20 protein-coding genes and 1 pseudogene are annotated in these 21,478 nt (G+C 71.7%); 9 read left to right on the forward strand and 12 right to left on the reverse strand.

What is annotated here, in order from left to right:
* Positions 1–41 precede the first annotated feature (41 nt).
* Positions 42–1,898 (reverse strand): dihydroxy-acid dehydratase, encoded by a 1,857-nt coding sequence (ilvD, locus tag H5397_RS02135; RefSeq protein ID WP_182814672.1) that lies wholly within the window; start codon positions 1,896–1,898, stop codon positions 42–44.
* 171 nt (positions 1,899–2,069) lie between these two features.
* On the opposite strand from ilvD, the gene H5397_RS02140 reads away from it, so the two are divergent.
* The 3 genes from H5397_RS02140 to H5397_RS02150 all read left to right on the forward strand — a co-directional run bounded on the left by H5397_RS02140 (position 2,070) and on the right by H5397_RS02150 (position 6,003).
* Entirely contained in the window at positions 2,070–3,032 is a 963-nt protein-coding gene (locus tag H5397_RS02140; RefSeq protein ID WP_182814673.1) for a DUF2207 family protein, read from the forward strand.
* Entirely contained in the window at positions 3,029–4,165 is a 1,137-nt protein-coding gene (locus H5397_RS02145) for a DUF2207 family protein (protein ID WP_182814674.1), read from the forward strand. The genes H5397_RS02140 and H5397_RS02145 overlap by 4 nt, the downstream gene beginning before the upstream one ends.
* A gap of 137 nt (positions 4,166–4,302) precedes the next feature.
* The gene (locus H5397_RS02150) at positions 4,303–6,003 is read left to right on the forward strand and encodes a glycoside hydrolase family 3 N-terminal domain-containing protein (RefSeq protein ID WP_309224255.1); all 1,701 of its coding nucleotides are present in this window, start codon (positions 4,303–4,305) and stop codon (positions 6,001–6,003) included.
* A gap of 82 nt (positions 6,004–6,085) precedes the next feature.
* Here the strand turns inward: H5397_RS02150 and H5397_RS02155 are convergent, their stop codons facing one another.
* Entirely contained in the window at positions 6,086–6,829 is a 744-nt protein-coding gene (locus H5397_RS02155) for a hypothetical protein (RefSeq protein WP_182814675.1), read from the reverse strand.
* Positions 6,830–6,981: 152 nt separating this feature from the next.
* On the opposite strand from H5397_RS02155, the gene serB reads away from it, so the two are divergent.
* Positions 6,982–8,175 carry a phosphoserine phosphatase SerB gene (gene serB / locus H5397_RS02160; protein ID WP_182814676.1) on the forward strand — a complete coding sequence of 398 codons (1,194 nt, stop codon included), beginning with the start codon at positions 6,982–6,984 and terminating at the stop codon, positions 8,173–8,175.
* Positions 8,176–8,182: 7 nt separating this feature from the next.
* Here serB and H5397_RS02165 read toward each other — a convergent pair whose 3' ends face one another.
* From H5397_RS02165 to H5397_RS02185, 5 genes are all read right to left on the reverse strand, one after another.
* Positions 8,183–8,914, reverse strand: a complete 732-nt coding sequence (locus tag H5397_RS02165) for a hypothetical protein (protein ID WP_182814677.1) — start codon at positions 8,912–8,914, stop codon at positions 8,183–8,185.
* Positions 8,915–8,916: 2 nt separating this feature from the next.
* Positions 8,917–9,783, reverse strand: a complete 867-nt coding sequence (locus H5397_RS02170; RefSeq protein ID WP_182814678.1) for an ATP-binding cassette domain-containing protein — start codon at positions 9,781–9,783, stop codon at positions 8,917–8,919.
* Positions 9,776–10,171 carry a GntR family transcriptional regulator gene (locus H5397_RS02175; protein ID WP_182814679.1) on the reverse strand — a complete coding sequence of 132 codons (396 nt, stop codon included), beginning with the start codon at positions 10,169–10,171 and terminating at the stop codon, positions 9,776–9,778. The genes H5397_RS02170 and H5397_RS02175 overlap by 8 nt, the downstream gene beginning before the upstream one ends.
* A gap of 105 nt (positions 10,172–10,276) precedes the next feature.
* Positions 10,277–11,461, reverse strand: a complete 1,185-nt coding sequence (locus H5397_RS02180; RefSeq protein ID WP_182814680.1) for an MFS transporter — start codon at positions 11,459–11,461, stop codon at positions 10,277–10,279.
* Entirely contained in the window at positions 11,458–11,634 is a 177-nt protein-coding gene (locus tag H5397_RS02185; protein ID WP_182814681.1) for a hypothetical protein, read from the reverse strand. The genes H5397_RS02180 and H5397_RS02185 overlap by 4 nt, the downstream gene beginning before the upstream one ends.
* 33 nt (positions 11,635–11,667) lie before the next feature.
* Here H5397_RS02185 and H5397_RS02190 point away from each other — a divergent pair, with 33 nt between their 5' ends.
* Together H5397_RS02190 and H5397_RS02195 are read left to right on the forward strand one after the other, a co-directional pair.
* The gene (locus H5397_RS02190; RefSeq protein ID WP_182814682.1) at positions 11,668–12,192 is read left to right on the forward strand and encodes a glycine cleavage system protein R; all 525 of its coding nucleotides are present in this window, start codon (positions 11,668–11,670) and stop codon (positions 12,190–12,192) included.
* Between the two features lie 4 nt (positions 12,193–12,196).
* Entirely contained in the window at positions 12,197–13,009 is an 813-nt protein-coding gene (locus H5397_RS02195) for a CPBP family intramembrane glutamic endopeptidase (protein ID WP_182814683.1), read from the forward strand.
* A gap of 10 nt (positions 13,010–13,019) precedes the next feature.
* Here H5397_RS02195 and H5397_RS02200 read toward each other — a convergent pair whose 3' ends face one another.
* Both H5397_RS02200 and H5397_RS02205 read right to left on the reverse strand, forming a co-directional pair.
* A complete protein-coding gene (locus H5397_RS02200) occupies positions 13,020–13,760 on the reverse strand; it encodes a phosphotransferase enzyme family protein (protein WP_182814684.1) in 741 nt (246 codons plus the stop codon).
* A 16-nt stretch (positions 13,761–13,776) separates the two neighbouring features.
* Positions 13,777–14,403, reverse strand: coding sequence for a hypothetical protein (locus H5397_RS02205; RefSeq protein ID WP_182814685.1), 627 nt, complete (start codon positions 14,401–14,403; stop codon positions 13,777–13,779).
* A gap of 86 nt (positions 14,404–14,489) precedes the next feature.
* Here H5397_RS02205 and H5397_RS02210 point away from each other — a divergent pair, with 86 nt between their 5' ends.
* Together H5397_RS02210 and H5397_RS17870 are read left to right on the forward strand one after the other, a co-directional pair.
* A complete protein-coding gene (locus H5397_RS02210; protein WP_182814686.1) occupies positions 14,490–16,052 on the forward strand; it encodes a serine/threonine-protein kinase in 1,563 nt (520 codons plus the stop codon).
* 246 nt (positions 16,053–16,298) lie between these two features.
* Positions 16,299–18,068: pseudogene (locus H5397_RS17870) on the forward strand (M3 family metallopeptidase).
* Here H5397_RS17870 and H5397_RS02220 read toward each other — a convergent pair.
* Both H5397_RS02220 and H5397_RS02225 read right to left on the reverse strand, forming a co-directional pair.
* Entirely contained in the window at positions 18,065–18,979 is a 915-nt protein-coding gene (locus H5397_RS02220) for a hypothetical protein (RefSeq protein WP_182814687.1), read from the reverse strand. The pseudogene H5397_RS17870 and the gene H5397_RS02220 overlap by 4 nt on opposite strands.
* Before the next feature lie 105 nt (positions 18,980–19,084).
* Complete coding sequence (locus tag H5397_RS02225; RefSeq protein WP_182814688.1) at positions 19,085–20,458, reverse strand: L-serine ammonia-lyase; 1,374 nt, start codon at positions 20,456–20,458, stop codon at positions 19,085–19,087.
* A 94-nt stretch (positions 20,459–20,552) separates the two neighbouring features.
* On the opposite strand from H5397_RS02225, the gene H5397_RS17875 reads away from it, so the two are divergent.
* Complete coding sequence (locus H5397_RS17875; RefSeq protein ID WP_255438557.1) at positions 20,553–20,675, forward strand: hypothetical protein; 123 nt, start codon at positions 20,553–20,555, stop codon at positions 20,673–20,675.
* 1 nt (position 20,676) lies between these two features.
* Here the strand turns inward: H5397_RS17875 and H5397_RS02235 are convergent, their stop codons facing one another.
* On the reverse strand, positions 20,677–21,426 hold the full coding sequence (locus tag H5397_RS02235) for a GNAT family N-acetyltransferase (RefSeq protein WP_182814690.1): 750 nt from the start codon (positions 21,424–21,426) through the stop codon (positions 20,677–20,679).
* Positions 21,427–21,478 lie beyond the last annotated feature (52 nt).

The following is a 21,478-nucleotide window of genomic DNA, read 5'->3' on the forward strand; positions in this document are numbered from 1 at the left end:
GTTGCCGCTCAGCACCGGGGATGATTCGTGCGGGTGCGGTCTCAGTCCAGCTCGCGGCGCGCGGCCCCCTTGTCGGCCGACAGCGCCAGCGACGCGTAGATCTTCAGCGCGTTGCTGACCTGGCGCTTCCGGGCGACCGGACGCCAGCCGCGCTCGTCCTGCTCGGCGCGGCGGGTGGCCAGCTCCTCGTCGGACAGCTCGACGTCGATCGACCGCTCGGGGATGTTGATCGAGATGATGTCGCCGTCGCGGATCAGCCCGATCGGCCCACCGGACGCCGCCTCGGGGGAGATGTGCCCCAGCGACAGCCCGGACGAGCCGCCCGAGAAGCGGCCGTCGGTGATCAGCGCGCACTTGGGCCCCAGGCCGATGCCCTTGAGGTAGGAGGTCGGGTACAGCATCTCCTGCATGCCGGGGCCACCCTTCGGGCCCTCGTAGCGCACGACCACGACGTCGCCCTCGACGATCTTCCCGCCGAGGATCATCTCGACCGCCTCCTCCTGCGATTCGGCGACCTTCGCCGGGCCGGAGAACACCCACTGGTGCTCGGGGACGCCCGCGGTCTTCACGATCGCGCCGTCGGGGGCGATGTTGCCCTTCAGGACGCCCAGGCCGCCGTCGGCGGTGTAGGCGTGCTCGACCGAGCGGATGCAGCCGTTCTCGGCGTCGGTGTCGAGGTCCACCCAGCGCTTGGTGGAGGAGAACGCCTCGGTGGTGCGCACCCCGCCCGGCGCGGCGTACCAGAGCTCGAGTGCCTCGGCCGACACCTTGCCGCCGCGGATGTCCCACTCGTCCAGCCACGCCTGCAGGCTGGGGGAGTGCACGGCGTGCACGTTGGCGTCCAGCAGCCCGCCGCGGTGCAGCTCGCCGAGGATGGCCGGCATGCCGCCGGCCCGGTGCACGTCCTCCATGTAGTAGTCGGTCGTGTTCGGGGCGACCTTGCTCAGGCAGGGCGTGGCCCGGGAGAGGGCGTCGATGTCGTCCATGGTGAAGTCGACGCCGGCCTCGATCGCGGCGGCCAGGATGTGCAGCACGGTGTTGGTCGAACCGCCCATGGCGATGTCCAGGCGCATGGCGTTGCTGAACGCCTCGCGTGTCGCGATGTTGCGCGGCAGCACCGAGTCGTCGTCGCCCCCGTAGTAGCGGTTGGCCAGCTCGACCGCGAGGCGTCCGGCCCGCAGGAACAGGTCGCGGCGCGCGGACGCCGTGGCCAGCGTCGAGCCGTTGCCCGGCAGCGAGAGCCCGAGCGCCTCGGTGAGGCAGTTCATGGAGTTGGCGGTGAACATGCCCGAGCACGAGCCGCACGTCGGGCACGCGCTCTGCTCGATGGCGAGCAGCTGGTCGTCGGAGACGTTCTCGTCGACCGCCTTGTACATGGCGTCGATGAGGTCGTAGCGGTCCTGCTCGTCGGGTGCCCCGGAGACCACGCGGTCGCCGAGGATGCGCCCGGCCTCCATCGGGCCGCCCGACACGAACACGGTCGGGATGTTCAGCCGCAGCGCCGCCAGCAGCATGCCCGGGGTGATCTTGTCGCAGTTGCTGATGCAGACCAGCGCGTCGGCCTGGTGGGCGTTGACCATGTACTCGACCGCGTCGGCGATGACCTCGCGGCTGGGCAGGCTGTAGAGCATGCCCGAGTGGCCCATCGCGATGCCGTCGTCGACGGCGATGGTGTTGAACTCGCGGCCCACGCCGCCCGCCTCGGCCACGGCGCCGGCGACGAGCTGGCCCATGTCCTTGAGGTGCACGTGCCCCGGCACGAACTGCGTGAAGGAGTTCGCGATCGCCACGATCGGCTTGCCGAAGTCGCTGTCGGTCATGCCGGTCGCGCGCCACAGCGCGCGGGCGCCGGCCATGTTGCGGCCGTGGGTGGTCGTGCGGGAGCGGAGCTGAGGCATGGGTCCTCCTGGTGCGGCTTTCCCGCCCAGACTAGTGCTGGACGCCGCGGGCGTGGCCGGGCGTCCGCCCACCCGCCCCGCTCGGTCCTCCGCAGGAGGGTTCCGGGCGGATGTCGTCCTTTCGGATGAGGGCTTGGGCCCTTGTCGAGGAGGCCCGCTAGGGTCGGGCGCATGCTGTGGCCCACCCTCCTCGCCGTGGCGGCCACCGTGTACCTCGTCGTGCGGGTCGTGATGACCCTGAGGGCCCGGGACGCGCCGCGCGTGCGACCGATCCGACCGACCTACACGCCACCCCCGGAGCTGACGCCGGGCGTCGCGGCGAGGCTGCTGCGGGACGTCAACGACTCCGAGGGCGTCGTCGCGGAGGTGCTCGACCTGGCCGTGAAGGGCGCCTGGCAGCTGGGCGTCCGCGAGGTCGACGGGGCGGGGACGTGGGTCCTGCTCCGGCCCAGCCCCTACGGCCCGATCCTCGACCAGGTGCCCGAGGCGGTCTACCGCGGGGTCTTCAACCGGGCGGACATGACCGTGGCCCGCACCCTGGTCCCCAGCGACACCCGTGCCGCCCACGCCAAGGAGGCCCGCACCCGCGCCGAGGACCTCGTCGTGGCGAAGGGGTGGGTGCGTCGCCACCGCGGGCACCACCTCGTCCTCAACCTGGTCGGGCAGGCGCTGCTCGCAGGGTCGCTGGCGATCCCGATCGCGGCGGCGATGAACAAGGCCGGCAGCCTGGTCGACCCGGGTGGGCCGGAGGGCCTGCCGCTGATCATCTACGGCGGCTCGGTCGGCTTCTTCACCCAGTTCCTCGGCGTGAAGCCCTGGACCCTCACCCCCGAGGGTCGCCGTCTGGTCGACGAGGTCGAGGGGCTGCGCGCCTACATGACGCTGCCCGACGAGGAGCGCAGCCGCGTCCTCGACACCGACGCCGTCTCCCGCGTGAAGGCACACGAGCGCCTGCTGCCCTACGCCGCCCTGTTCGGGATCATGCCGGACTGGGTCGAGGTGCTCCGCGCCGACCACGCCCGCGCCGGGACGACCCCGGCGTGGGTCGAGGGTGGGGGGCAGGACGCCGCGGCCACGGCGTCCGTCTACGCCAGCCTGGCGGGGGTTGGGGGCCTCCGTAGGCTGGGTGCATGATCTGGGCCGCCCTCCTCGCCATCGCGACGGTCGTCGCCGTCGTCGCGCGCGTCGTGCTCGCCCGGCGCGAGCGGGACGCCATCGGCAACCAGACCGTCGCCGTCGCCTTCGCCCCGCCGCGCGTCGTCACGCCCGGCCTGTCCGCGGCCCTGCGCCGTGAGGTGTCGGGCTCGACGATCATCCCGGCCGAGATCCTCGACCTCGCGGTGCGCGGCGTCTGGCAGGTCGGGGTCGTCGGCGAGGGCCGCGACAAGGTGTGGTTCGTCCAGCGCGACGACATCCGCGAGCCGGAGCTGCCCGAGGTGCCGCTCGCGGTGTACCGAGCGATCTTCCCGTCCGGGTCGGGCCTGACCCGGGTCGAGCTGCGGCCCGACCCCGAGCGCACGCGCCTGCTGCGGCAGGCGATCCCCATCGCCCACGACACGGTCGTGCGACGCGGCTGGGTGCGCCACGGCGTCCCGGCGCCCTTCCTGTGGGCGGGGTGGGCCGGCATCGGGCTGGCCCTGCTCGGCTTCATCACGCTGGCCTGGGGGGCTCCCGCGGGGGCGGTCCCGCTGCTCGGGTTCACCGTCGTCGGCGGCATGGCGACGATGTTCATCAAGCCCAAGCCGTGGCGGCTGACCCCCGAGGGCCGGCGCATCAACGACGAGCTCGACGGGCTCAAGCTCTACATGACCATGGCCGAGGCCGACCGCCTCAAGGTGCTGCAGGCGCCCGACACGGCCGAGCGCGTGCCCGCCCTGGCCGGCCCCGACGGCACCGACAAGGGCGAGATCGCCAAGCTCCACGAGCGTCTGCTGCCGTACGCGGTGCTGTTCGGGATCCTGCCGCAGTGGTCGGAGGTCGTGAAGCACAGCTACGCCGAGGCCGAGTACGCGCCCGGCTGGCTCGCGCTCGACGTGGCGACCGACATCATCCTGTGGTCGACGTTCCTCAACATGGGCGGCTTCGACGCCCTGGGCGAACTCGGTGACTTCGGCAGCGACGTGGGGGACGCCACGGGCCTGGGCGAGCTGGGCTCCGGCGACGCCCCCGGTGACTTCGGGGACGGCGGCGGGGCCGACTTCGGCGGCGGCGGGGACTTCGGTGGGGGCGACTTCGGCGGCGGTGACTTCGGGGGCTTCGACTTCTGAAGCCGCGCCCGGGACCGGGTGCCAACTTCGGTGGCAACTACGGTGAATCCCCGGTGGGCCGCGCGGATCGCCGTTAGATTCGAGGCGTCCAACCACCTTTCCGGCGGCCCAGGGCCCCGGGGACGAAGGGAGCCAACGTGGGCGAATTCGTTGACCTCAAGGCCAAGCCGTACAACCTCTCCGACGAGGACGTCGCGTGGGTCGAAGACACCATCACCGGCATGTCGATCGAGGAGAAGATCGGCCAGCTGTTCATCAGCCACAACCGCAACCTCGACGTCGACGAGGCGCAGGAGAAGATCTCGAAGTACCACTACGGCGGCCAGCGCTACAAGGACGCCGGCTCCGCCGCGCGTGACGTGTTCGACTTCACCACCGGACTGCGCGAGGTCGCCAAGATCCCGATGCTCGTCGCGGCCAACTGCGACAACGGCGGCGACGGCGCCTGCGAGGAGGGCGTCTACGTGGCGTCCGGGGCCGCGTGCGAGGCGTCCGGTGACGAGAACGTGAGCTACGGCGCCGGGCTGGTCGCGGGCGAGACCTGTCGCGCCATCGGCGTGAACTGGAACTTCGATCCCTGCGTCGACATCCTCTACAACTGGCGCAACACGATCGTGAACACGCGCGCCTACGGCACCGACGCCGACACCGTCCTCAAGCACACGCGCGCCTACCTGCGCGGCATCACCGAGAACGGCCTGGCCACCTGCGTGAAGCACTTCCCCGGTGACGGCACCGAGGAGCGCGACCAGCACCTGATCCTGGGCGTCAACGAGCTCTCGGTCGAGGAGTGGGAGGAGTCCTTCGGCAAGGTCTACCGGACGCTGATCGACGACGGCCTGCACTCGATCATGGTCGGCCACATCGCGCTGCCGGAGTACTCCAAGAAGCTGCGGCCCGAGTTCACCGACGACGACATCATGCCGGCGACCCTGGCGCCCGAGCTGCTCACCGACCTGCTGAAGGGCCAGCTGGGCTGGAACGGCCTCACGATCACGGACGCCTCGCACATGATCGGCTTCGCTGCCGCCATGAAGCGCAAGGACGCCGTGCCAGGCTGCATCGCGGCCGGTTGCGACATGCTCCTGTTCTTCCGCGACGAGGACGAGGACTACGAGTCGATGATGGAGGGCTACCGCTCGGGCGTCATCACCGACGAGCGGTTGACCGACGCGCTGCGGCGCATCCTGGGCGTCAAGGCGTCCATCGGGCTGCACCGCGGCGAGCAGCAGCCGACCGAGGAGGGACTGGCGGTCGTGGGGTCGCAGAAGCACCTCGACATCGCCGCCGACGCGGCCGACAAGGCGATCACCCTGGTCAAGAACACCAAGGACCAACTGCCGATCCGCCCCGACACCCACCCGCGCATCGAGCTGCGCTACCTGAGCTCGAACGAGGCAGGCGCGATCTACGAGGGCGGCGGCGCGCTCGACATGATCAAGGAGGAGTTGGAGGCAGTCGGCTTCCAGGTCACCGTGGCGCGCGGCGATGAGCGCATCGGCGGCAAGGTGTCGGACTACGTGCGTGACTTCGACGCCACGTTCACCTTCTGCGACCAGCGCGGCTACGCGTCGGAGAACGCCTACCGCATCCGCTGGGCGAACCCGATGTCGGCCGACATCCCGTGGCAGGTCTGGGAGAAGCCGGTCGTGTTCATCGGCATGAACTGGACGACGCACCTCTACGACGTTCCGATGGTGAAGACCTTCATCAACTCCTACAAGAACACCCGCGAGGTGGTCCGCCAGACGATTCAGAAGATCATGGGCGAGTCGGAGTTCAAGGGCACGCCCAACGAGCTCGTCTGGTGCGGCGGACTCTGGGAGGCCAAGCGCTGACGCGCATTGCGCCGAGGGCTTGAGTTTTCAGCGCCGAGGGCTTGGGTTCCACCAGGGAACTCAAGCCCTCGACCCTTGAAACTCAAGCCCTCGGCGCTTGTGGTGCGGCCGCGGTCGCGATGGCGGTCACGTCGGGTGGTAGGTCCTTGCCGGTGCGCGGGGCGTCCAGATGCGGGTGGGTGCCGAGGGGCCAGTAGCGCGCGGGGCCGTCGAGCGGGCAGACCAGCAGGTCGGGCTCGCGGGCCCCGCCACGGTGCACCGTCAGCACCCGTGCTCGCACGTGCTCGATGTCGGCATCGAAGAGCGCGGACGCCTCGACGGCCCGGGTCGTCCGCCCGTCGAGCGCGATGTGCCACGAGTTCACGGACAGGTCGGGCCACGGGTGCTCGGTGTTGGGCGGGAGCAGTTGCGCGACATCGGACGACATCGCGACGACCTCGTCCCCCAAGACGGCGTGGTCGGCGGAGAGCGCCGAGGCCACGGCGTCCACGATGCCGAGGGTGGTGGCTTCGAGGAACGGCTGCCCGGTGGGGCTCGGCAGCGGCAGGTCGCGGGGCAGCCATACGTCCGCGAGCAGGTCATCGTCCTGGTCGAACCGGATCTGGGTGATCGTCACGCGCGCCTGGTCGCCGTCGGGCTGGATAAGGATCTGCGGATCGGCGTGCCCGCGCCGGACGGGCACGGTGATGCCGGTCGCCGGGTCGAACCAGGCGTGGATGGTCCGGAAGCTCGAGGTTTCCACGACGGCGACCGAGATTAATCCTGCCGCGAGCAGTTGGCCGGATGCACCGGGGACCATCGGCCACGGGGTGAACTGGGTTGACACCGCTTCTGCGTGGGGGTGGGTCCTCACGGGGCCAATATCCATCCAGTGCGGCGAACAGGCTTCATGGTGCAATCTCCGAGCTGGGGGGGCTCGTAAGGTAGCTGAATTGGAGGACGCAGTCAAGGGTCGAGTAGGGATGAAAAGATGACGGCATGGCAGACCTGCAGACACTCGCCGCCACCCTCTCTGGTCCCGACCGGCCCGGCATCACGCACGCCCTCATGAGCGCCGTCGCCGGGCTGGGGACCGAGGTGCTCGACCTCGAGCAGGTCGTCGTGCGCGGCCAAGTGACGATCGCGCTGTTGCTGGGCTCGCTGCCTGATGATCTCGACCGGCTCGAGGACCGCCTCGCCGGCACCGCCGCCCGCCTGGGCTACCGGCTCACCATCGAGGAGGGCCTGGGCGACAACCCGCCCCGGCCGCGCCGCGTGGTCGTGACCATCCTCGGACGCCCCCTCAGGGCCACCCACCTCGCTGCAGTCGGGCGGGTGGTCAGCGAGCACGGCGGGAACATCGACCGCGTCCGACGTCTCTCGCGCACCCCGATGACGACGCTGGAGTTCATGGTGTCGAACGCCGAGGTCGCTGCCCTGCGCCCGGCACTGGCCGCGACCGCCGCCGAGACCGGGTTCGACGTGTCGGTGTCGCCGGCCGGTCTGGCCCGTCAGGGTCGGCGGTTGGTGGTCATGGACGTCGACTCCACCCTGATCCGCGATGAGGTGATCGAACTGCTCGCCCGCCACGCCGGGCGGGAGGCCGAGGTGGCCGCAGTCACCGAGCGGGCCATGCGTGGGGAACTCGACTTCGCCGAGTCGCTCCACGCCCGCGTGGCGACCCTGTCCGGGTTGCCGGTGTCGGTGTTCGACGACGTGATCGAGGCGGTGCGTCTTACCCCCGGCGCCCGCACCCTTGTCGCCACGCTGCAGGACCTCGGCTTCGCCGTCGCCTTGGTGTCGGGTGGTTTCGTCGAGGTCGTGAAGCCGCTGGCGAAGTCGCTCGGCATCAAGCACGTCGCCGCGAACCGCTTGGAGGTGAGCGACGGCGTCCTGACCGGAAAGGTGAAGGGCGAGGTCGTCGACCGGGCGATGAAGGCCACCATGCTGAAGAAGTTCGCCGCCGCCGAGGGCTTGCCCCTGTCGCGCACGGTCGCGGTGGGCGACGGCGCCAACGACCTCGACATGCTCGCCGCCGCCGGGCTGGGCATCGCGTTCAACGCCAAGCCGGCGGTGCGGGCCTCGGCCGACACGGCGCTGAACTTCCCCTACCTGGACGCCGTGCTCTACCTGCTCGGCTTCAGCCGCGAAGAGGTCGAGGACGCCGCGGCCAACCGCCCGCCGCGCCCCTGACGGGCCGTCAGAGGGCCACGCACCGGAACATCGCCCAAGCGCCGGCGATCGAACCCGCCAACACCCCCAAGTAGAGCAGCACCCCGAACCAGGTGAACCCGGTGTCGACCAGCACCGTGACGAAGGCCGCCCCGATGAGCACGGCCGGGATGGCCAGGACCAGCAACAGCCCGAGAGGTCCCCAACGCAGGAACCCCACGCTGGTGAGCAACACGGTGAGGATCACGGGCGTCAGGTACCACAGCGCGAACACCCAGGAGCCGTTCCACAGGCCGTCGTGCGTGCCCATGATGTTCGACGTCTCCAGCGCGAACACGTGGATCCCACCCGTGCCCAGCGCCCGCAGCTCGAGCAGACCGGCGGCCAGCGACACCACGTGCAACGCCGCCTGCAGCAACACGCTCGCAGCGGTCGTCACGGCGAAGACGACCCCGCGGTCGTGGCCCAGCCCGGCGGCGTAGCGCGCGCCCCAGACCCACAGAACCGGGATCGCCGCGAAGCCCGCCAGCAGCAGGATCCCCGAGGGCAGCGTGCTCCAACGGCCGAACGTATCGACGTGCCCGCCGTCGTAGGGGTTGCGGCCGGCCAGCGAGACCCACGCCACCCCGGCGGCCACCAACCAGACGGCCAGCGGCCACAGCAACCGCCAGGCCAACGGCCCGGCGACGGCGGCGAGGACCGCGGGCACCTGACTCCAGCGTGAACGGGTCGGGACGGGGAGTTCGAGAACAGCAGACATGGCTACTCCTTCGATGCCAGCGGCAGCACGCCCGCGAGCGCCTGCAGCGTGAGGGGGTGGGTGCGTCCGGCGAATCCCGCAGGCACGTCGGACGCGGCGACGATCGCGCTCCCGCGACCGCCCAGGCGCTCGAGCTCGCCCAGGCGGGGCAGGGCTTCGAGCACGGCAGGATCCGCCTCGACGCGGACCCAGCGGGTCAGGAGTTCGTCGACGTCGGCGTCGGTGACGAGCCGGCCGGCGTCCAGCACGAGCACGCGCTCGAAGAGCGGCGCGGTCTCGTCGATCAGGTGGGTCGAGATCACCCACGTGCGCGGGCGGAGCGCCTGTTCCTCGATGATCGCCCGCGTGAGCAGGTCGCGGGAGGGGGCGTCCAACCCCGTTTGCGGCTCGTCGAGCAGGGTGAGTGGCGCACGGCTCGCCAACGCGAGGGACGCCTGCGCTGCGGTCTGCTTCCCCGCGCTGAGGCGCCGGGGGTGGGCGGACGGGTGGATGCCGAACCCCTCCAGCAGGGCGAGCGCGCGGGTGCGGTCGAAGTGGGGCCGCGCTCGTCCCAGCCCGGCGATGAGGGACGCCAGCGTGCGGTCCCCAGCCCCCGGCCAACCTGCGCCGGCGAGGTGGACCAACCCCGGCGTCCGGCCGAGGTCGGCGAGGGGGACGCGGTGGACGTGGGCGTCGCCGGTGAACCGGGGTTCGCGCCCGGCCAGGACCCGCAGCAGGGTGGTCTTGCCGGCGCCGTTGCGGCCGACGAGCCCGACGATGCTGGCGGCGGGGATGATCGCGTGGAGGTCGGCCAGCGCGGCGACGTCGCGGCCCGGGGACCGGTAGGTGACCGAGAGTCCGGTGAGGGCGATGGCGGGGCTGTCAGCCATGGTGGGCCTCCTGGATCAGGGCGATGACGTCGGCGTCGGTGAGCCCGAGGCGGCGGGCCTCGGCGAGCGCGGGGGCGAGGAAGCGGGCGGCGAAGTCGGTGCGGCGGCGTCCGAGCAGGGCGTCGCGGGCGCCGGTGGCCACGAACATGCCGATGCCGCGCTTCTTGTACAGGACGCCCCCGGCGACCAGCTCGTTGATGCCCTTCAGCGCAGTGGCCGGGTTGATGCGGTGGAACGCGGCGATCTCGTTGGTCGAGGGGGCCTGGTCCTCCTCGGCGAGGAGGCCGTCGACGATGTCGTTCTCGATCGCGCGGGCGATCTGCAGGAACAGCGGCAGCTCCACGCCATCGGCCTGCCCGATGGGTGCATTAGTGGAGTAACTAACCATGCAACCAGTGTGCGCCCGGCGTCAGGGAGAAGTCAAGCCCTCGACACAGGCAAGGCAGGCTGTCGGCGGCAGGAAGGCGGGCTGTCGGCGCAGTCACCGCGGCGGTCAGGCGGCGGCGGTGCGGCCGACGCGCCACCAGGGGAACAGGGCGACCAGCAGCATGCAGCCGGTGAGGAAGAAGGCCCAGCCGAAGCCGAAGACGTCGGCGATCAGTCCGGCGAGCAGGGTGCCGGCGATGGAACCCAGGTCGGTCGACATCGAGAACGTCGACAGGGCCTGGCCGCCGTTGCGGTCGGCCCCGATGATGTCGGCGAGCATGGCCTGCGACGCCGGCTGGATCATCGACGCCCCCACGCCGGTCAGGACCGACAACCCCAGGAACACCGGCAGCGACTCAGACCAGCCGAACACCAGCGTGGTCACGCCCGTCACGAGCAACCCGACCATCAGCACCGGACGCCGGCCCAGCGCGTCCACCATCCGCCCGGTGAACTGCTGCGCGATCACGTTGCCGACGGCCATCAGGGTCAGCGCGATGCCGGCCATGGGCGCGCCGATCGTGGGCACGTGCGCGGCCAGCAGCGGCACCAGCGCGATCCGCACCCCGAAGGTGGCCCAGCCGTTCGCGAACCCCGACACCAGCAGAGCCCGGTAGTGGGGCAGCGCCATGGCCTCGGCGAGCTTCATGCGGGGGCGGGCGTCCTCGACGGCGGCGTCGCGGGGCGCCTCGCGCAGGAACAGCAGCACCACCAGCAGCGCGAGCACGACCGTGCCGCCGTAGATCGCGAAGGCGACGCGGTAGCCCAGCACGGCCAGGAAGGTGCCCAGGATCGGCCCGATGATGTTGCCCAGCAGGAACGCCGACCCGTACAGCGCCGACGTGCGGCCGCGCGCGGTCGGCGGCGCCAGCCGCACGATCAGGCCCATCGACGAGACGGTGAACGTCACCGAACCGATGCCGCCCAGGCCGCGCCACAGCAGCAGGTCCCAGTAGCCGACGGCGACCGCGCACAGGAACGAGCTCGCCGCCACCACGGCCAGGCCCGCGATGTACATCCAGCGCTCGCCGAACCGCGAGATCAGGACGCCGGCCCCCGGCGCGAACACCATCCGGGTGAGCGCGAACACCGTCACGATCGCGGACGCCGCGGCCACCCCCACGTCGAAGCTCGCCGCGTACTGGGGCAGGATCGGCGCGATGATGCCGAAGCCGAGGGCGATCACGAACGCGGCGACGACCAGGACCCAGATCTCCCGGGGGACCGGCACGCGGGCGGGGGCCTGGCTCATGCGGCCTTGACCACCTCGGTGGGCACCCGGGGCCGCAGGCGCCCGGTGCTGCGGAGCACCCAGAGCACCACGTTGACCGAGCACATCAGCCCGATGACGGTGGCGCAGATCAGCACGGAGAGGTCGCCGACGGCCCACGCCCAGACCCAACCCCACAGCACCACGAGATCCACCCGTGCAGCTTACGGCCACGGTAGCGTGGCGGCATGACCACCCTCGTGCTCACCGTCATCGGTGATGACCGTTCCGGCATCGTCAACACGCTCGCCGAGGTCGTGGCGTCCCACGACGGCAACTGGGAGCGCAGCTCGATGTCCGAGCTGGCCGGCGCCTTCGCGGGCATCGTCGTCGTCACGCTCCCCGAGGGCCGGGCCGCCGACTTCACCGCGGCCGTCCAGGCGCTGCCCGACCTCACGATCGTCGTGCACGACGTGGACGCCGCGGAGGCCGAGGAGCCCGACTCCCGCATCACCGTCGAACTGCTCGGCAACGACCGGCCCGGGCTCGTCCGCGAGCTCACCGCCGTGTTCGCCGAGCACGGCCTGTCGATCGAGGAGATCGAGACCGGCTCCTACGAGGCCCCCATGGCCGGCGGACGCCTGTTCGAGGCGCTGCTCGTGGTCCCGGTCCCGAAGGGCACCGACGCGGACGCCCTCCGCGCCGACCTCGAGAAGCTCGCCATGGAGCTGATGGTGGACATCACCGTGGGCGACCTCGGCGACGAGAACTGAGCGCATGGCGTCCGAGGTCGACCAGGTCTTCGACTCCCGGGCCGGTTTGCCCGCCGCCATCGGCGTCTCACTGAGTGCCTTCTTCCTGTTCGGGCTGATGTGGACGCCCGTCGGTCTGGCCGTGCTGGTGGCGTCCATCGCCTACGCGTGGGTGGTGAGCAAGCCGCTGGCGCAGGACCTGATCCTGATCGGCATCGGCCTGTGCGCCGTCGCGACCACCTCGGTGAAGGCCGACATCAGCTGGCCGCGCTTCTTCGCGATCGGGTTCGCCCTCGCCGCGGCTGTCGCGCTGCCCTTCCTCATGGACCGCTTCGTCTACCAGCGCGAGGTGATCCGGTTCCCGTGGCGGGGCGGACGGAAGTGGACCAACCTGCAGAAGTTCTACCTGTTCCTGGTGCCGTTCCTCGCCTGGCTGATCCTGCCGTTCTACTTCATCACCTCGGGCGCCTACGAGAACTGGCCCGCCATCCACGAGCCCAGCGAGTACGCGCGCTTCTTCGTCGGCGTCAACGCCGTCGGCACGTGGGACGAGCTGTTCTTCATCTGCACCTGCTTCGTGCTGCTGCGCCGGCACTTCCCGATGTGGCAGGCCAACTTGCTGCAGGCGGTGATCTTCGTCTCGTTCCTGTGGGAGCTCGGCTACCAGCGCTGGGGGCCGCTCCTGACGTTCCCGTTCGCGCTGCTGCAGGGCTACATCTTCACCAAGACGCGGTCGCTCACCTACGTCGTGATCGTGCACCTGCTGTTCGACGCGATCGTGTTCCTCGCGATCGTGCACGCGCACGACCGCTCGTTCTTCCCGTTCTTCCTCTACTGAGGGCGCGGGCTCAGCGCAGCAGGCCCGCCAGGAACGCCGCGTCCTTGGAGTAGTTCTCGGCGTCCAGCAGCAGCTTGTCGTTCTTGCGCGCCAGGCCGTGGCTGTGGGTGAAGGACGCCAGGTCCTCCAGGCGCTCGACGATCACCTCGAGCAGCTGGGGCACCGTGGCGTCGGAGCCGTAGGCGCGCAGCGCCAGTTCCAGGCGCGCGGAGAGGTCGATCGGCAGGTCGGGTGCGTCGGGGTTGGAGGGCCGCATCAGGGGGACCATCCGGTAGCAGAGGTAGCCGAGGTCCCACAGGCGCGGGCCGGGGGCCGCGAAGTCCCAGTCGATGACGCCGACGAGCTCGTGGTCGCGGAACACCATGTTGTAGGGCGCGAAGTCGTTGTGGCAGATCACCTCGGCGGGCTTGCGGGGGGCCGAGCGCCAGTGCGGGTCAGGGTCGGTGTACCCGACGGTCGCGTCGTGCAGCTGCCGCAGCCACTTCGCCGCGCGCTTGAGGGCCGCGTCGTCGTAGACCCACTCGGGCAGCGGGTAGGTCGGCACCTTGCCCTTGAGGTAGGTGAGGGCCTCGCGGCCGTCCTTCGTCCACCCCTGCGGCTCGGGCACCCACTCCAGGCCCTGCTCGGACAGGTGGGCCAGCAGCCGCTGGATGGTCGGCGTCCACGGGCCGGCCTCGCGGAGCACCTGGTCGCCGAGGCGGGCCACTTCGGTCATGTGACCGCCCTCGAGCGGCTTCTCCGGCTTGACCATGCGGCCAGCCTAACAATTACGGGTCGGGGACGCCGACGCATGCGGCAGGTGTGCGGCCGCGCTCGTCGACCGCACGGAGCAGCCACGTGATGTCCTGCCGCGCCATCAGGAAGCACGCCGGCGAAGCGCCGGCCACCTCGGTCACCACCGTGTCGACCGGCAACCCGCTCGAGGTGCCGTCGGGCCAGGGCTTCGGGACCACCGCCTGCCCGCCGCCGCTGATGTCGATGATGTCGCACCGGATCGTGACCACCGCGGGCCCAGGGGTGAGGGGGCGGTAGGTCTCCTGCATCTGGTACTCCTGCCCGTTCGCCACGACGACCGGGAACCAGTCGGCCTGGACGTGCACGCCCAGCTCGACCAGCGGCTTCGGGCAGCCGTCGGGCACCGGGGGCAGCACCAGTTCGGGGTACTCCTCCGGCGGGTAGAACGACTCCTCGGGCAGCGGGACGGCCTCGACCGACGGCCCACCCGGCACGCCGGCACCGGCCGGCACCGGCGGGCGCAGCAGGTGCGGGACGATCGTGGCGAGCAGGGTCAGCACCACGATCACGGACCCCACGAGCAGGGCCACGCGGCGCGTCCGGGCGCGCTCCTCGGCGGGCCCGGGGGCTCCGGGGGGAGGTCCCGACGGCGACGACATGGCCGCAGCCTGCCACACCCGGAGCATGACGAACCTCCACCCGTCGTCTCATCTGTTCCTCATGGGCCCTATCTACGATGGATCGCATGAGAGTGGGCGAGCTGGTCGGCGGGCGCTACCGACTCGGCGCCCCGCTGGGACGCGGGGCGATGGGGCAGGTGTTCCGCGCGACCGACGAGAGGCTGCGGCGCGAGGTCGCGGTCAAGGCCGTCGACCTCACGAGCACCACCGACCGGTCCGTGGCCGAGCGCTTCCACCGCGAGGCCATCGCCACCGCCCAGCTCAACCACCCCAACATCGTCACGATCTTCGACTCCGGCAGCGACGGCCAGACGGCCTGGCTCGTCATGGAGCTGCTGTCCGGACGCCCGGTCTCCCAGGTCCTGCGCGAGGAGGGCCCGATGTCGGAGACCCGCGCCATCGCGGTGGCCCGGGAGGTCGCGCAGGCGCTGGTCGCGACCCACGCCATCGGCGTGGTGCACCGCGACATCAAGCCGGCCAACATCATGGTCAGCGGCCCCACCGTCACCCTCCTCGACTTCGGCATCGCGCAGGTCACCCTCGACGCCGAGCAGCACCTCACCGCCCCGGCGACCACCCTCGGCACTGCGGCCTACATGTCGCCCGAACAGGCGCAGGGGCGCCGGGCCACCGCGGCGTCCGACGTCTATGCCCTCGGTGGAGTGCTGGTCGCCATGCTGACCGGGCAGCCGCCCTACCCGGGCGACAACGCGATCCAGGTCGCCGGCCGCCACATCAGCGAGCCGCCGGTCTCGGTGCGCTCGCGCCGGCCCACCGTCTCGGCGACGCTCGACGACCTCGTGCTGCGCATGATGGCCAAGGACCCCCTCGCGCGGCCCACCGCCGCCATCGTCGCCCAGGCCCTGACGCACCTGGCCGACAACCCCGGTGCCGCCCGCACCGAGGCGATCCTCCCCGCCGCCGCGGCCGCGGTCGTCGCGCCCCCGGCGACCGCCATCCTCCCCGCGGTCACCGCCGACCTGCCGCCCGCCACCACCCCGATGCCGGGCGTCACGGCCCGCCTGCCCGTGTCCCCGGCCGAACCCCCCGCCTCCGCCGCGCGGCTCAGCACGCGGCCCGACGTGCAGGGCTCGCGGCGCCCGGTGGACGCCGCGCGCTTCCGCACCGCGGCCATATGGCTGGGCGTGATCGCCGCGGCGATCCTGGTCTTCATGGTGTCCTGGGCGATCGGCTCGTCGGTGTTCCGGGCCGCCCCGGCGGCGTCCGTCTCGCCCGTGACCACCCCCGTGGACACGGCGCCGGACGAACCCGCCACCCCGGCGACCGGGCCGACGCGCCCAGGCCCCGGCCTGCCATCGATCAACCTCCCGTCCCCCGAGGACGTCGCCCGCGAGGCCGCCCTGCGCGCCGGCATCGCGGGCGTGGACGCCGCCCTCGCGACCCTGCCCACCGACACCCCCGACGGCGAGCGCACGTCTGCTGCGTTGAAGAAGGCGTGGGCGGCCGCGAGCGAGGACCTGCTCGCCGACAAGAAGCCGCGGCAGGCCCTGGAGAAGTTCCGCGACCAGGTCGACAAGCAGCGCGACGACGGCAACCTGCGGCTGTGGGAGGCCGAGGCGGTCAAGCTGGCCCTCAGCGCGGTCGAGGCGCTCGTCCCGGCGGCCTGACGGGGCCTTGTCGCCCCCACTAGGTTGGGGCGCATGACGAACCCGCTGCTCGAACGCTCGCACCTGCCCTACCAGCTGCCCGACTTCGCGGCGCTGACCCCCGAGCACTACCGCGAGGCCTTCGAGACCGGCACCGCGCAGCAGCTCGCGGCGCTGGACGCCCTCGCCACCGACCCCGAGCCGGCCACCGTCGAGAACGTCCTCCACGTCTGGGACACCTCCGGCGACCTGCTCGCCCGCACCTCGATGGTGTTCTACGCGGTGAAGGCCGCCGACACCACGCCCGAGCTCGACGCCCTCTACGAGGAGCTCGCCCCCCGCCTGGCACAGCACAACGACGCCATCTGGCTCGACCGCCGCCTCTTCGACCGCTTCACCGAGCTCGCCACGCGCGCCCAGGCCGGCGAGGTCGCCCTCGACGCCGAGGACGCCTGGCTGCTCGAGGACACCATCCGCCGCTTCACCCGCGCCGGCGTCGCCCTCGACGAGGAGGGGCAGGCCCGGCTCCGGGAGCTGAACACCCGCCTGGCCGAGCTGCAGGCGTCCTTCGTCAAGGCCAACCGCGAGGCCCGCGTGGCCGGCAAGGTCGTGGTCACAGACCGCGCCGAGCTCGACGGCCTGACCGACGCCGAGGTCGAGGCGCTGGCCACCGGCGACGGCGAGTGGACCATCGAGCTGGTCAACACCACCCAGCAGCCGATCCTGACCCGGCTCCACGACCGGGGCCTGCGCCGACGCGTGTTCGAGGCGTCCGTCGCCCGCGGGCTGGGCGGCGAGAACGACACCCGCCAGACCATCGTCGACATCGCCCGCGCCCGCGCCGAGCGCGCGAACCTGCTCGGCCACGAGCACCACGCCGCACTGTCGGCCGAGTCGGGCTGCGCGAAGACCACCGAGGCCGTCAACAACCTCATGGGCCCGCTCGGCCGGGCGGCCCTCAAGCAGGCCGAGACGGACGCCGCGGCCTTCGCCGAGCGGTTCGCCCAGCTGGGCTAGGGCGAGGACTTCGCCGCCTGGGACTGGGAGTACGTGGCCGAGATCGTCCGCACCGAGACGTTCGCGTTCTCCGACGCCGACGTCGAGCCGCACCTCGACGTCGCCAAGGTGCTCGACGCGACCTACGCCGCCGCGCACGACCTGTACGGCATCACCTTCACCCGCCGCGAGGACCTCGTCGGGCACACCGCCGAGGCGGACGTGTACGAGATCCACAACGCCGACGGCTCGCCGCTGGGGCTGTTCCTGATGGACTTCTGGGCGCGCCCCACCAAGGACGGCGGCGCCTGGATGACCTCGATCGTGCGGCAGAACCACCTCACCAAGCAGCTGCCCGTGGTCACCAACAACTGCAACTACACCAAGGGCAGCTCGGCGATCAGCTGGGACGGCGTGATCACGATGTTCCACGAGTTCGGCCACGCGCTGCACGCGCTGTTCGCCGACTCGAAGTACCCCTCGCGGTCGGGCACGGCCACGCCGCGGGACTTCGTCGAGTTCCCCAGCCAGGTCAACGAGCACTGGGCCTGGCAGCCCGACCGCGTGCTGCCGGCCGAGCTGCTCGACAAGCTCAAGGACGCCCGGTCGTTCAACCAGGGCTTCGGCTCCCTCGAGATCATGGCCGCCACCCTGCTCGACCAGGCGTGGCACCAGACCCCGCTGGACGCCCTGCCCCGCTCGGGCGACGAGGTCGAGGACTTCGAGCGCCGCGCGCTGGAGTTCTGGGGCGTCGCCTCCGACCTCGTGCCCCCGCGCTACCGCTCGACCTACTTCAGCCACATCTTCGGCGGCGGCTACGCGGCCGGGTACTACGGCTACAAGTGGGCCGAGGTCATGGACGCCGACGCCGTGGCCTGGTTCGAGGAGAACGGCGGCGGCACCCGCGAGAACGGCGACCACTTCCGGCGCACGCTGCTGGCGCCCGGCGGGTCGGTGGACGCGCTGGACACCTACCGCAGCTTCCGAGGACGCGACCCCCACGTCGAGCCGCTGCTGGAGCGGCTCGGCCTGGAGATCTAGGGGCCGTCGGGCAGCGCGAGCGGCCGGACGGGGAGGCGGTTCATCAGGTCGACCGCGTCCAGCCGCTCGCCCTCCTCGGTCATGCCCGCGCCGGCGATGAGCACCATGATCGTCCAGCCGGTCAGCGACCAGTCCTGGCCGTCGGTGGTCGTGTAGGTGGTGTTCTGGCCGGCGAGGTGCTCGAGCGCCTCGCGGGCGTGGAGCGCGTTGAACGCCCAGCCCAGGTGCTTGAGGTCCGAACCCGGGCGGGCGGTGAGGCCGTAGGCGTGCATGGCGGCCTGGTAGAGCGGGACGTACCGCTCCATGACGTGCGCCCGGTACTGGCCCATCGCGTTGCGGACCGGGGGGTAGTCCGGCCACAGCGCCTGCAGGGCCTCGGCGACGCGGATGACCTTGGTGCTGTCGGCGTAGGTGAACGCCTCGTAGGCGAACGTGCGGACGAACTCGCCCAGCGTGCCCGTCGAGGCCTTGATGGCGTTCGCCAGCAGGCGGTCGTACTTGGGTTCGAAGCGGGCGGGCCGCATGGCGTAGTTGATGACGTCGTTGTACCAGTCGGTCGCCAGCGGCCAGCGGCGCAGCATCTGGTGCTGGCTCATCTCCAGCACGGACTCGACGAAGGGTTGGTGCCCCAGCGAGCTGGACAGGATGCGCGGCACCGAGTCGCGCCCGTCCCGGCCGGGCGGGGCGTCGTCGATCAGCCGGTCGGCCAGGTGGTTCGCGGCCCGCGCCAGCATGTACTGGGTGACCGGGTTCAGGGGGCCGTTCGCCCCGCTGCGCGACGAGATCGACGTCAGGACGCCGTCCAGGTCCTCGATCATGATGTGCCCACGCAGGCGGAGGGGACCTCCGCCACGGTCCTGCACCCAGACGGCCGCCTCCTCGCCGGGGGTGCCCTCGATCAGCCGTTCCACAAGTCCATGTTGCCGTACTTTCACACTTTCGGGGACGCCCAGTCCCCCCTGACCCGGGGGAGACCTCCCCCGAGGGCGTCCGGGAAGGGCCGGGGCGGGCCGGCGTCAGCACTCGATGACGTTCACCGCGAGACCGCCGAGGGCGGTCTCCTTGTACTTCGCCTTCATGTCGGCGCCCGTGTCGCGCATGGTCTTGATCACGCTGTCGAGGCTGACGATGTGCGTCCCGTCGCCGCGCAGGGCGGTGCGTGCGGCGGCCACGGCCTTGACCGACGCGATCGCGTTCCGCTCGATGCACGGCACCTGGACGAGCCCGCCGACGGGGTCGCAGGTGAGCCCGAGGTTGTGCTCCATCCCGATCTCGGCGGCGTTCTCGACCTGCTCCGGCGTCCCGCCCAGCACGGCGGCCAGGCCGGCCGCCGCCATCGAGCAGGCCGAACCGACCTCGCCCTGGCAGCCCACCTCGGCCCCCGAGATGGACGCCGTGTTCTTGAAGATCATCCCGATCGCGCCCGCGGTGAGCAGGAACTTCACCACGCCCGCCTTGTTCGCGCCCGGCACGAAGTCCCAGTAGTAGTGCAGCACCGCCGGGATGATGCCGGCCGCCCCGTTGGTGGGGGCGGTCACGACCCGGCCGCCGGCAGCGTTCTCCTCGTTGACGGCCAGGGCGTAGAAGGTGATCCAGTCCATGCCGCGCAGCGGGTCCTCCGAGGCACCCTCGGTGACCAGCTTGGTGTGCAGGGCGGGCGCCCGCCGCAGGACGCGCAGGCCGCCGGGGAGGCGTCCCTCGGTCTCGGCGCCGTGGGCCACGCACTCCTGCATGACCGCCCAGATCTCGAGCAGGCCGTGCTCGACCTGCTCCTTGGTGCGGCCCATGGCGACCTCGTTCTCCAGCGCGATGCTGGCGATGGAGAGTCCGGTGTGCTCGCTGATCTCCATCAGCTCGGCCGCGGTGTGGAACTTGTAGGGGATCGCGGGCCCCGCCTCGGGCACGACGGGGTCGGAGGCGTCGGCGTCCCCCCGTACGACGAAGCCGCCGCCGATCGAGTAGTAGGTCGCCTCGTGGACGACCTCGCCGGCGGCGTCGCGCGCGGTGAGGACCATGCCGTTGGGGTGGGTCGGCAGTTCGACCGAGCCGTCGAGGACGAGGTCGGCGGCCGGGTCGAACGCGATGGTGTGGCGGCCGCCGAGGGTGAGTTCGTGGGCGTCCCAGGCGCCGCGGACCTTGCCGGCCACCGCCCGCGGGTCGACCGACTCGGGCCGCTCGCCCAGCAGGCCGAGGATGACCGCGTTGTCGGTGCCGTGGCCACGGCCGGTGGCGCCCAGCGAGCCGTAGAGGTCGCAGTGCACGCGGGCCACGTCCCCCAGCCGGTCGCCGACCTCGTCGAGGAACATCGCCGCAGCACGCATCGGCCCCACCGTGTGGGACGACGAGGGCCCGATCCCGATGGAGAACAGGTCGAACACGCTCAGAGCCATGGTGGCGACAGTACTGGGCCGCCTCCACCCGGGGCACCCCCTCGGGGTCAAACCCCTAGACCGCTGGTCGGAGGCCGAACCGAACGGCCGACCGATGTGGAATGTCGCTGCCCGCGGGCAGGCTGGAGCCATGATCTTCCTCGCTCACACCGCCGTCCTGCTCGTCGCCCTCGTCTTCATCGCCATGACCTTCACGCCGATCTTCGCCGACGCCTGAGTCACCCCGCGCAGTAGGTGTAGCGGTGGTGCTCGGCGTACCCGAGCTTCCGGTACAGGGCCACCGCACCCTTGTTGGCCACCTCCACCTGCAGCGCGACCCGGCTCGCCCCCGCCGCCGCACCCCGCGCCGTCAGCGCCTCGGTGGTGAGGGCCCCCAGACCCCCGCGCCGGTGACCCGGCGCCACCTCGATCGCACTCAGCACCACCCAGCCCTCCACCGGCGCGGCCCGACCGCACGCCACCGGTTCACCGTCGACCCGGACCGTCAGGTACCACGCCGGCGCCGCCGCCAGGATCGCCCGCCCGTGCTCGGGCAGCGACCCGCCCCGCACCAGCGACACCCAGTCGTCGCCCGGGGCGTCGTCCCACTCCAGTTCCAGCCCGGACGCCGCGGGCCCCGGCCGGTCCGCCGGCCCGGCGCCCACGTCCCGGGTCATCACCCACGTCCACGGACCGGCGGCCCAACCGAGCGCCGCGCAGGCGGCCAGCAGGGCCTCGCCCGCGGCGTCCGAACCGCTGAGGGGGAGCGGGACGTGCACCCTCGGCGGCAAGCCCCGCGCCGCGTACCAGGCGGCGACCCGGTCGAGGGCCTCCTCCCGGGATAGTCCCGGGTCGCCCACCGCGAGCGCCGAGTTGGCCCGGCCGGTCCAGCCGTGGCCGGCGCGCAGCAGCCATTCGCCGAGGTGATCCTGCTCGAGGCCGGGCCACGTACGCGCCAGCAGCCGTTCGAGGGTGTCGATGCCGTGCATGGGTGCATGCTGCCACCGCTGGGCGCCCGCTGTTGAACTGAAGCCAGAAGCG

The sequence above is a fragment of the Propioniciclava sp. MC1683 genome, assembly GCF_014164675.1.
Lineage (GTDB): Bacteria > Actinomycetota > Actinomycetes > Propionibacteriales > Propionibacteriaceae > Propioniciclava.

What these genes read in the sequence shown, in the direction of transcription:
- ilvD (WP_182814672.1), bottom strand. Translation starts at nt 1,898, where the DNA reads ATGCCTCAGCTCCGCTCCCGCACGACCACCCACGGCCGCAACATGGCC.
- H5397_RS02140 (WP_182814673.1), top strand. Translation starts at nt 2,070, where the DNA reads ATGCTGTGGCCCACCCTCCTCGCCGTGGCGGCCACCGTGTACCTCGTC.
- H5397_RS02145 (WP_182814674.1), top strand. Translation starts at nt 3,029, where the DNA reads ATGATCTGGGCCGCCCTCCTCGCCATCGCGACGGTCGTCGCCGTCGTC.
- serB (WP_182814676.1), top strand. Translation starts at nt 6,982, where the DNA reads ATGGCAGACCTGCAGACACTCGCCGCCACCCTCTCTGGTCCCGACCGG.
- H5397_RS02165 (WP_182814677.1), bottom strand. Translation starts at nt 8,914, where the DNA reads ATGTCTGCTGTTCTCGAACTCCCCGTCCCGACCCGTTCACGCTGGAGT.
- H5397_RS02170 (WP_182814678.1), bottom strand. Translation starts at nt 9,783, where the DNA reads ATGGCTGACAGCCCCGCCATCGCCCTCACCGGACTCTCGGTCACCTAC.
- H5397_RS02175 (WP_182814679.1), bottom strand. Translation starts at nt 10,171, where the DNA reads ATGGTTAGTTACTCCACTAATGCACCCATCGGGCAGGCCGATGGCGTG.
- H5397_RS02180 (WP_182814680.1), bottom strand. Translation starts at nt 11,461, where the DNA reads ATGAGCCAGGCCCCCGCCCGCGTGCCGGTCCCCCGGGAGATCTGGGTC.
- H5397_RS02190 (WP_182814682.1), top strand. Translation starts at nt 11,668, where the DNA reads ATGACCACCCTCGTGCTCACCGTCATCGGTGATGACCGTTCCGGCATC.
- H5397_RS02195 (WP_182814683.1), top strand. Translation starts at nt 12,197, where the DNA reads ATGGCGTCCGAGGTCGACCAGGTCTTCGACTCCCGGGCCGGTTTGCCC.
- H5397_RS02200 (WP_182814684.1), bottom strand. Translation starts at nt 13,760, where the DNA reads ATGGTCAAGCCGGAGAAGCCGCTCGAGGGCGGTCACATGACCGAAGTG.
- H5397_RS02205 (WP_182814685.1), bottom strand. Translation starts at nt 14,403, where the DNA reads ATGTCGTCGCCGTCGGGACCTCCCCCCGGAGCCCCCGGGCCCGCCGAG.
- H5397_RS02210 (WP_182814686.1), top strand. Translation starts at nt 14,490, where the DNA reads ATGAGAGTGGGCGAGCTGGTCGGCGGGCGCTACCGACTCGGCGCCCCG.
- H5397_RS02225 (WP_182814688.1), bottom strand. Translation starts at nt 20,458, where the DNA reads ATGGCTCTGAGCGTGTTCGACCTGTTCTCCATCGGGATCGGGCCCTCG.
- H5397_RS17875 (WP_255438557.1), top strand. Translation starts at nt 20,553, where the DNA reads ATGTGGAATGTCGCTGCCCGCGGGCAGGCTGGAGCCATGATCTTCCTC.
- H5397_RS02235 (WP_182814690.1), bottom strand. Translation starts at nt 21,426, where the DNA reads ATGCACGGCATCGACACCCTCGAACGGCTGCTGGCGCGTACGTGGCCC.